This is a genomic window from Methylobacterium mesophilicum (assembly GCF_022179445.1).
Taxonomy (GTDB): Bacteria; Pseudomonadota; Alphaproteobacteria; order Rhizobiales; family Beijerinckiaceae; genus Methylobacterium; species Methylobacterium mesophilicum.
Window position 1 is genome coordinate 1 of record NZ_BPQU01000069.1, and the last position, 8,264, is coordinate 8,264.

Genomic DNA, 8,264 nt, shown 5'->3' on the forward strand with positions numbered 1-8,264 from the left:
GCCCTCGCTCTCGCCGCCGTCATCGCGTTCTGGTGCTGATCGAGTCCAGACCCTAAGCGTGCGCGCAGCAGGGGGCAAATCGATCCCGGGCCAGAGCATGCTCCCTTGCTGGCCAGGGTGATCGCGGCGCCAGGGACACCCTACCAAGCGTCGGGTCAGTGGCATCAGGTTAAGGCATGGATTGGGCCGGGAACTCTTTCATACGTCTCGGATGCCGCCTATGTTCGCAAGGCTCTGAAGCGCCGAGTTTCAAGATATCGACCTCGCACCGCTACCGACGGCTCCAATGCCACTCCTATCGTCTGATGGCCCGCTCGACCTCGTCCAAGAACGTGGCCGCCGAGGTTTAACCGGCGTTCTCATACAACCTTGGTGGGGAGCAGACGTTCAGCTTTCCGTGGACGGGAGCATGACCGACACCATCAAGATGCGATTGCAGCCGTTGGTATATTCTAAGTGGACCCGCAGCCCATCGCGCGTAAACAGATCCCAGGGCCTATGCTCGATCCCAGACACGGTGGCGCCACCATCGCTGCTCCTTACCAGCGGACCCATGATCGCCCTCGCATCGTTCCGTGAGTTCCGGAACCTGACCGCACCCGGCAGGTCACCCGCGAACTCGCAGTACGATGGGTCCTTTCCGGCACCGAAGCACTGAACGCAGCAGCAGACGTCGCTCGCATCGATCATCATAGCCAATCCACGACTCGGACATTCGATGTGGCGATCGAGCCTATGTTCGGGATCGCCTTCCGGTGGTCGATCCGTAACCGCGGGCGAGGGGCCAAGCAGGGGTAAGAACTCTGAAACGTGCTTACCGATGAGTGTATGGTCCGTCATGAGCTGACCTATCGCAGCTTGGCTGAATATCTGGATAGGGTCGACATCGGCCGGACCGGCCTAAGGTCAAGATAGGTGTAAGGCATTCAGGCGCCTTTCGAATAGGGTTGGCAAGAAAGGGTTGTGTTCACCGCTTGTTGAGAAGCTTGCGGACACCATCCAGTGCGTAAGCTTCGGCCGCATTTCTAGGAAGTGCAGGAGGTTTAGCCGCAAGCGTCCTCACCGATCTGCCCTGATCGTCCTTCCGGTCTGGGTCGGCTCCGCGACTGAGCAGGAACAGGACCAAGGACCAATCTCCGAAGCCGGCCGACATCGAGGCAGGCGTGCTACCGAGTGACATAGGGTGATCGACGTCAGCCCCTTCCTTAAGGATGCGGTCCATCCATGCGGTATCCTGACGAAGGATCGCGTTGGCGTAAGAGTTGGTGAACCCTTCCTCCCGGGTCAGCACCGGACGCGCCTGTTCGTGGGCATAGAAGGCGCCTGCGAGGGTAGCGAGGATTGCCATGACCCCTACAAAAGCTCCCCAGGTCACAGTGTGGATCGCCGCGAGTATCGTCGGCTTGGATTTGCGAACGGCCCACGCCTTCACAACCGCCAACACCGGGAGAACGATGGGATAGGTCACAACGGCATAGAGGACTGCGAGCCAGAGAGCGATTTCTCCCGGGGTGGCCTCGCCCGGAACGTTCAGGAGCACCGGGAGGGTCAGGAGGATGCAGAGCACCCACAGTGACCAGAGCACGACGGCTGCAAAGACTGCGATCAGGCGCCGCATCAACATTGGGGCAGATCGTCCTTCCAGCCGTCCGAGTTGAGGCAGGGGCGAAAGCATCCATCACCGTCCTGCAAGCAGTCTTTCCCGCCACATGTGGCGGAGGATTGCGCTCGTTCTAACCACCAACGTTTGAGGTCGAACTGGAGTTCTAGCGGCACACCGGCAGCTATCGCTCGAATCATGCTCCCTTTAGCCGAGCGAAGATCGAGGCGAAGATCGATCCAAGTCCCACGGCGAAAATCGGCACTGTAGGGGCTTTTGGACGGCGCCCGGAACGCTTCATCGGAGCTGATGTCACACCAGGTGGGACCACTCTCGTCTTGGTTTCGAACGTCCCCATCGGGACCGGACACAGGACGGAGCACCACATGAAGATCGTCGTCATCGGCGGCACGGGGCTGATCGGCTCGCAGGTCGTCACCACCCTGAAAGCCGCTGGACACGAGGTCCTCGCTGCCTCGCCGAACACCGGCGTCAACGCCGTCACGGGCGAGGGGCTCACAGAGGCGTTGAAGGGTGCCGGCGTGGTGGTCGACGTCGCCAACTCGCCATCGTTCGCCGACGACGCGGCCATGAACTTCTTCGTCCGCGCCGGACGGAACCTTGCCGAGGCCGAGAAGGATGCCGGGGTCTCCCACCACGTCGCGCTCTCAGTCGTCGGAACCGAGCTCCTGCTCGACAGCGGCTACTTCCGCGCCAAGCTCGCCCAGGAGGAACTGATCGCCTCGGCGGGCGTGCCCTGGACGCTTGTCCGCGCCACCCAGTTCTTCGAGTTCGTCGCCGCCATCGCGGGAGCCGCGCTCGTCGACGGCGTCGCGCGCATGACCTCCGCGTCGATCCAACCGATCGCGTCGGCCGACGTTGCGGCGAAGGTCGCGGAGGCCGCGCTGGCACCACCGCGCAACGGCATGGTCGAGATCGCCGGCCCTGAGCGGCTGCCGATGGTCGAGCTGGTGAGGCGTCACTTCCAGGGCCTTGGCGAGACGCACGAGGTCCGCACGGACGACACCGCACCGTATTTCGGGGTGGTCCTCGGTGGCCCCTGGCTTACGCCCACAGGCGACGCATGGCTCTCGCAGCGACGCTACGGCGACTGGCTGGCGGCGCAGCCGAAGCGCACGGCCTAAGGTCTCCCGCCGATGGATGCTGCCTACATCTCAGCGCTGTCCGCGCTGGCCGGGTCGGCCATCGGCGCGATGGCCTCCTTCGCGACCACCTGGCTGACGCAACACAGCCAGGAGCACGCGACCCTCTTGGTGCAGGACAGAGCACGACGGGAAGCGCTCTATGGCAAGTTCATCCGGGAGGCGTCGACCTTGTTCGGCGACGCCTTCCAGCACGACCTCGACGATCCGGCCAAGCTGGTGAACCTCTACGCCATCGTGAGCAAGATCCGGCTCTTCGGGGAGCCGGAGACGCTCCAGGAAGCCGAGCGTGTCATGCAGCGCATCGGCGAGACCTATTTCGCCCCGAATAAGGATCTCGCCGCCTTCGCCGACATCCGCCACGCCAGCGACCTCGATCCGCTTTGCGCGTTCTCGACGGTCTGCCGTAGGGAGCTGGCGATCGCCCACCGGTGAGGCTCAGTGAGGCGTCGGCGTTTCCACCGCCCCACCGAACGATATCGCCATGCGCTGGAGCTTGTCCGGGTTGCGGGTGAAGTAAATGCCGACGATCTGCCCGCCCTGGATGTCCAGGGCGACGGTCTGGAGCATCCCGCCCGGCTCCATGCTAAGGTAGCCCGGCAGGCCATCGATCCAGAGGTCCTGCAGCTTCCGGGCATGCTGGATCCACGATTTACGCGCGACCCCCTCGAACATGCGCGTGACTTTGTCGATTCCGACAATGGGCTGCGGGAAGGCGAGCACCTTTCCTCCTCCGTCGGAGTGCACCACGACGGCATCGGCGAGCATGCTGCGCAGCGTAGCGACATCGCCCGTCGTCGAGGCCTCGAAGAAGGCCTTGGCGATACGCGCCCCCTCTTCCCGCTCGACGGGGAAGCGCGGGCGGGCGGATTGCACGTGCTTTCTGGCTCGCGCGGCGAGCTGACGGATCGCGGGTGGCTCCCGCCGCAGGGTGACCGCAATTTCCGCGAGAGGGACCGCGAAGACGTCGTGCAGGAGGAACGCGGCCCGCTCAAGCGGCGACAGCCTCTCCAGGGCAAGCATCAGCGTGAGCGTCAGGTCGTCGCCGGGGGCTTCGTCCGGGACCATGGCGATAGGCTCGGGCAACCAGGTACCGACATAGGTCTCACGCCGGACCCGGGCGGACTTCATGACGTCCAGGCAGAGCCGCGTGACCGTCCGCGACAGGAAGGTGCCGGCCGAGGCGACCTCGGCATGGTCGACGTGTCGCCAGCGTAGCCATGCGTCCTGTACAACGTCCTCGGCCTCGCCGAGGGACCCGAGCATGCGGTAGGCGAGCCGGACGAGCCGCGCCCGCTCCTGCTCGAAGACGCGGGTCGGATCATCGATGGTCGGCATGGCGGAACGACCAGACGCTGAAGGCGACCGCGATAAGTGCAGGAAGCGTCACCGCGGGGAAATCGCGGGACAGAACCTCCGGCCCGCAGATGCCCACCGCAACCTCCCAAAAGTGGAACAGCGCGTGGCCCGAGAGCCAAACAGCACCAAGCGTCCAGAGCAGCGAGCGCGGTCCGGGTCTGGCCGCGCCGTACACGAACCCCGCCCCGATCAACACGAAGATCAGGCCGATGTCTCGCAGGAAATGCTGATTGAAGGGCCCTGTCGTCGTCACGCCCGGTACCGCGAAATACCATGCCTCGGGCGCGACGAGCATGAACACGCCGTTCCCGGCCAGTCCTGCGCCGAGGATGCCGGCGAGTACCGGAATGGCTTTGGTCATCGAACTTTCCCGACGTGATTGGTTCACGTGAGTGACGATGCACCGCTGGCCGATGTGACATGAGATGCAAGTTTCCGCGCGGCACCTTTCAAAGGCTTGGCCCTGCACGGATCATATCACTGAACACCGGCTGCCCAACCCGATGGTCGAGCGACGCTACGAGATACTCAAGCAAGCTACTACACAGAGCCCAGGGACGCTCCGACCGCGACGATATCCATTAATGAACGACCGCCTCCGAGATGCCCAGGCGTGGGAATTAACGGCAACGTTGGTTCGGTTGGAGCCCGTCCGCTTTTCTGGCCGAACTTCTCCGAAGCAGACATGCTGCTTTCGGCCAAAAGCAGCTGTTTGCTGTCTTTAGCCCACAGATTCGACCGGCTCGTTGAATGCGTTCAACTCTCTGGCAAACCCGCGCGTCGAAGCCCGTCGTAGATGCGCTCGCGTTGGGCGAGGAAGTTCGGATCCGTGGAGGTCAGACTTCGATAGCGGGCGAGGGTGTAGCCGGGCCGGAGCTTGAGAAACTCGGCGAGGGACGCCTGAGCCTCGGCATCCCGATTCAGCCGTGCAAAGGCACAGGCGAGATAGAGATGCGGGAAGTCGAACAGCGGGTTTACGGCCGCTGCGCGGCGTAGCGGTGCGATCGCCTCCTGATCCTGCCCGAGATGAAGCTTGGCCAGCCCTTCCCTTGCGAGCCACGCGCCGAGCAAAGGATCTTTCGGGCTGAGGCGGATCGCAGCCGCAATGTCACGCTCCGTCTCTTCTGCCCGACCGAGGAAGATATGGATGAGGCCACGATAGGCGTGGGCCCGCGCAAAGCTCTGATTCAGGGTCAGAACCCGGTCGAACGCGGCGAGCGCTTCCGAGTAGCGAGATCGGGCGCGCAAGGTCTCACCGCGCAGGTAATGCGCAAACGGGTGCGTGGGATCATCCTGCAGCACCAAGGCAATGGCGCGCTCCGGCCGCATCGAGGTCGGCAGTCCGCTCTGTTGTCCAGCCGTTCAGCACCCCATCGACGAGCACCTCGGCCATTCCAAGTCGTGCGTCGACATTCTCCGGATCGAGCCCGAGGGCCCGCTCGAACAAAGGAAGGGCCTGCGCATGATTCTCGCGTGCAAAAGGTCGGTTGAGCAGGGCTTGGCCGCGCATGACCAGATCTACCGCATCCGCCGGCTGACCGGCGCGCGCGCGCGCGCGTCGCAGCTTCTAAGAGACGAACACCGAGCGCGCGGCCAACCTGTGTAACGAGGACATCCTGCGTGGCGCCGACAGCGGCGCGCGGTCCGTCGTAGTGGTCCGCCCAGAGGGAGGCGCCAGTCTCGACGTCCGTGAGTTGGACGGCGAAACGCACCTGCTCAGCGCTGTGCCGCAAACTGCCCTGCACGACGTAGCGCACGCCGAGCTCTCGACCGATCGCGCGCGGTTCGGCCTGCCGCCCTTTGTAGGATTGAGCCGTGCCGTGAGCGATCACGAAGGTGCCGGGCGCGCGGGCGAGGTCGGCGGAGAGATCCTCGGCGAGCTGCTCGGCGAGATAATCCTGGTCCGTGTCGCCGCTCTGATTTGTGAGCGGCAAGACGACGAGCGACAGCCTCGGTCGCGCAGGCACGCGCGGTGCTTCCCCCCGCTCGGATCCGACGAGGTGAGGCCAGGCCATAGCCAGCCCTGCGGCGGTAGCCAGAACGGCGGCCGCCCCGAGGGGTGGCCGAAGGGCTGCGCGGACGCGGCGTGCATGGACGGCGCGCGATGGCTGTCCATCCGGTGGGGGCACGGCATACACGCGCAGGGGCCGGGCGATGTTCTTCAGGCGCTGCGGACCGAGATCGATGAAGCGGATATCGGGAAGGCCGCGCACTTGAAGATAGGCCGCCTCGGAGAGCCTTAACGCACCGGGATCGGCTGCCGTCTGCAAACGCGCCGCGATGCTGACGCCGTCGCCGAAAAGATCCCCGGCATGCACCATGATGTCGCCGATATGGATCCCGATGCGCAGGCGAAAGTGTCCTGCGTCGCCCTCGGCGTCGGCAAGCGCCCGCTGGATCGCCACGGCGCAGCAGACAGCGTCCGTTACAGATGCGAACTCGGCCAACACGCTGTCCCCGGCCGTGTTGGCGATCCGTCCTCGTCGCACCAGGATAAGGCGGTCGACGATCATCCGCATGGCCTGGAGAGCCCGCATCGCGCCGCTTTCGTCGGCGTGCATCGCTCGGGAATAGCCAGCTATGTCGGCCGCGAAGATCGCGGCAAGCCGACGTTCCGGACCCGACCATTCCGATGCGGTAGACCGCTCCGTGTTCTCGCTCATCGCGATCCGTTCGTGCCTCGACCGCCGGGGTGCTGCTCGCGTCGAAGACTTTATCGAACGTCGCGGCATAAGTCTCGTGCGGGGGTGTTCGAGAAGCTCTGTGACCTCGTTCAATATTCGGGCCATCGGCAATGGCCAATTAGACGGCTGCTCTAAAGCGCTTAACGGCAGATCCGTGCTGTCCACGGCGCCGGGGTATCGGTTCCGGTATCGCCCCCGACAAGATCGAGCTCATCCTCGACCGCGAGACTGCGAACGCGCTCGGCGTCACCTTCGCTGACATCAACGACACGCTCTCGACCAGCCTGGGCTCTGCCTACGTCAACGACTTCCCGAACCAGGCCCGCATGCAGCGGGTCATCGTCCAGGCCGCGGCCGGGCGGCGGATGAAGACGGGGGATCTGCTCGATCTCAACGTGCGCAACGCAAAGGGGCAAATGGTGCCGCTGCAATCGTTCGCGCGGATCGAATGGACGATGGGGCCGTCGCAGGTGGTCGGCTTCAATGGCTACCCCAGCATCAAGTTCGGCGGCAGCGCGGCGCCGGGCTACGCCAGCGGCGATGCAATGGCCGAGATGGAGCGGCTCGGGGCGAAGCTGCCGCCCGGGTTCGACCACGCCTGGACCGGGCAGTCCCTGCAGGAGAAGCTCTCGGGGAGCCAAGCGGTCTACCTGCTCGCCCTGTCGCTGTTCTGCGTCTTCCTCCGCCTCGCGGCGCTCGACGAGAGCTGGTCGATCCCGCTGGCCGTCCTGCTTGTGGTGCCAACCGGCGTGGTCGGCGCCGTCTTCGCCATGCTGCTGCGGGACATGCCCAACGACGTCTACTTCAAGGTCGGTCTCATCACGGTGATCGGCCTGACCGCGAAGAACGCCATCCTAATCATCGAGGTGGCCAAGGACCTCGTGGCCCAGGGCCGGTCGGTCCGCGACGCAGCGCTGGAGGCGTGCGAGCTACGCTTCAGTCCCATCGTGATGACCTCGTTGGCCTTCATCCTGGGCGTCGTGCTGCTCGCCGTCGCCACGGGCGCGAGCATGACCAGCCAGCGGGCCATCGGCACCGGCGTACTCGGCGGAATGGTGACGGCGACTGTGCTGGCTTTATTCGTCACCCCGCTGTTCTACGTGCTGATCGCCTGGAACTTTCGCGGGAGGCCAAAAGCCACGTTTTCGCGTGCGGATGGTGAAACGATGAGCTTGCCCTAGGACATCGATATGACGAGGAGTGACCGATTGTTGGAGGTTTGCCTCCGGTTATCGACTGATCCCACCTTTCACGTTCCCCACGCAGCTCGGCTACAAACCGGAACGCACAGCGCAACGAACGACCGCTTTCCGTTCGGTCCCGACGAGGAAGCGGTGACGGGGTTGGGTCGGTAGGAGCCTGTCCGCTTTTCTGACCGACTTTCTCCGAAGCGGACAGGCGGGTTTCGGCCAATCTAGCCCTTTCTAACCCGATCAGATCGCAGGCAAGCAGAGCTTC

Annotated in this window: 8 protein-coding genes and 2 pseudogenes; 4 read left to right on the forward strand and 6 right to left on the reverse strand. The window is 64.4% G+C overall.

The window, feature by feature from the left end:
* Positions 1 to 967 precede the first annotated feature (967 nt).
* Positions 968 to 1,618: an ankyrin repeat domain-containing protein gene (locus MFF40_RS28080; protein WP_147853697.1), complete on the reverse strand. Its 651-nt coding sequence runs from the start codon at positions 1,616 to 1,618 to the stop codon at positions 968 to 970.
* Positions 1,619 to 1,986: 368 nt separating this feature from the next.
* Between MFF40_RS28080 and MFF40_RS28085 the strand changes: the two genes are divergently transcribed.
* Together MFF40_RS28085 and MFF40_RS28090 are read left to right on the forward strand one after the other, a co-directional pair.
* Entirely contained in the window at positions 1,987 to 2,745 is a 759-nt protein-coding gene (locus MFF40_RS28085; RefSeq protein ID WP_147853698.1) for an SDR family oxidoreductase, read from the forward strand.
* 12 nt (positions 2,746 to 2,757) lie between these two features.
* Complete coding sequence (locus tag MFF40_RS28090) at positions 2,758 to 3,198, forward strand: hypothetical protein (protein ID WP_147898523.1); 441 nt, start codon at positions 2,758 to 2,760, stop codon at positions 3,196 to 3,198.
* 3 nt (positions 3,199 to 3,201) lie between these two features.
* Here MFF40_RS28090 and MFF40_RS28095 read toward each other — a convergent pair whose 3' ends face one another.
* From MFF40_RS28095 to MFF40_RS28110, 4 genes are all read right to left on the reverse strand, one after another.
* Positions 3,202 to 4,101 carry a sigma-70 family RNA polymerase sigma factor gene (locus MFF40_RS28095; protein ID WP_147853700.1) on the reverse strand — a complete coding sequence of 300 codons (900 nt, stop codon included), beginning with the start codon at positions 4,099 to 4,101 and terminating at the stop codon, positions 3,202 to 3,204.
* Positions 4,085 to 4,483 (reverse strand): hypothetical protein, encoded by a 399-nt coding sequence (locus tag MFF40_RS28100; protein ID WP_147853701.1) that lies wholly within the window; start codon positions 4,481 to 4,483, stop codon positions 4,085 to 4,087. Before MFF40_RS28100 ends, MFF40_RS28095 begins: the two co-directional genes overlap by 17 nt.
* Positions 4,484 to 4,878: 395 nt before the next feature.
* Entirely contained in the window at positions 4,879 to 5,451 is a 573-nt protein-coding gene (locus MFF40_RS28105; RefSeq protein WP_238263103.1) for a tetratricopeptide repeat protein, read from the reverse strand.
* Positions 5,411 to 5,632 (reverse strand): tetratricopeptide repeat protein, encoded by a 222-nt coding sequence (locus MFF40_RS28110; protein ID WP_147898525.1) that lies wholly within the window; start codon positions 5,630 to 5,632, stop codon positions 5,411 to 5,413. The genes MFF40_RS28105 and MFF40_RS28110 overlap by 41 nt, the downstream gene beginning before the upstream one ends.
* A 184-nt stretch (positions 5,633 to 5,816) precedes the next feature.
* On the opposite strand from MFF40_RS28110, the gene MFF40_RS28115 reads away from it, so the two are divergent.
* Positions 5,817 to 6,365 carry a hypothetical protein gene (locus tag MFF40_RS28115; protein ID WP_238263106.1) on the forward strand — a complete coding sequence of 183 codons (549 nt, stop codon included), beginning with the start codon at positions 5,817 to 5,819 and terminating at the stop codon, positions 6,363 to 6,365.
* On the opposite strand, the pseudogene MFF40_RS29000 reads toward MFF40_RS28115, so the two are convergent.
* A pseudogene (locus MFF40_RS29000) lies at positions 6,357 to 6,911 on the reverse strand (adenylate/guanylate cyclase domain-containing protein); the annotation flags it as partial. The gene MFF40_RS28115 and the pseudogene MFF40_RS29000 sit on opposite strands and share 9 nt — an antisense overlap.
* Before the next feature lie 95 nt (positions 6,912 to 7,006).
* On the opposite strand from MFF40_RS29000, the pseudogene MFF40_RS28120 reads away from it, so the two are divergent.
* Positions 7,007 to 7,987, forward strand: a pseudogene (locus tag MFF40_RS28120) (efflux RND transporter permease subunit); the annotation flags it as partial.
* Positions 7,988 to 8,264 lie beyond the last annotated feature (277 nt).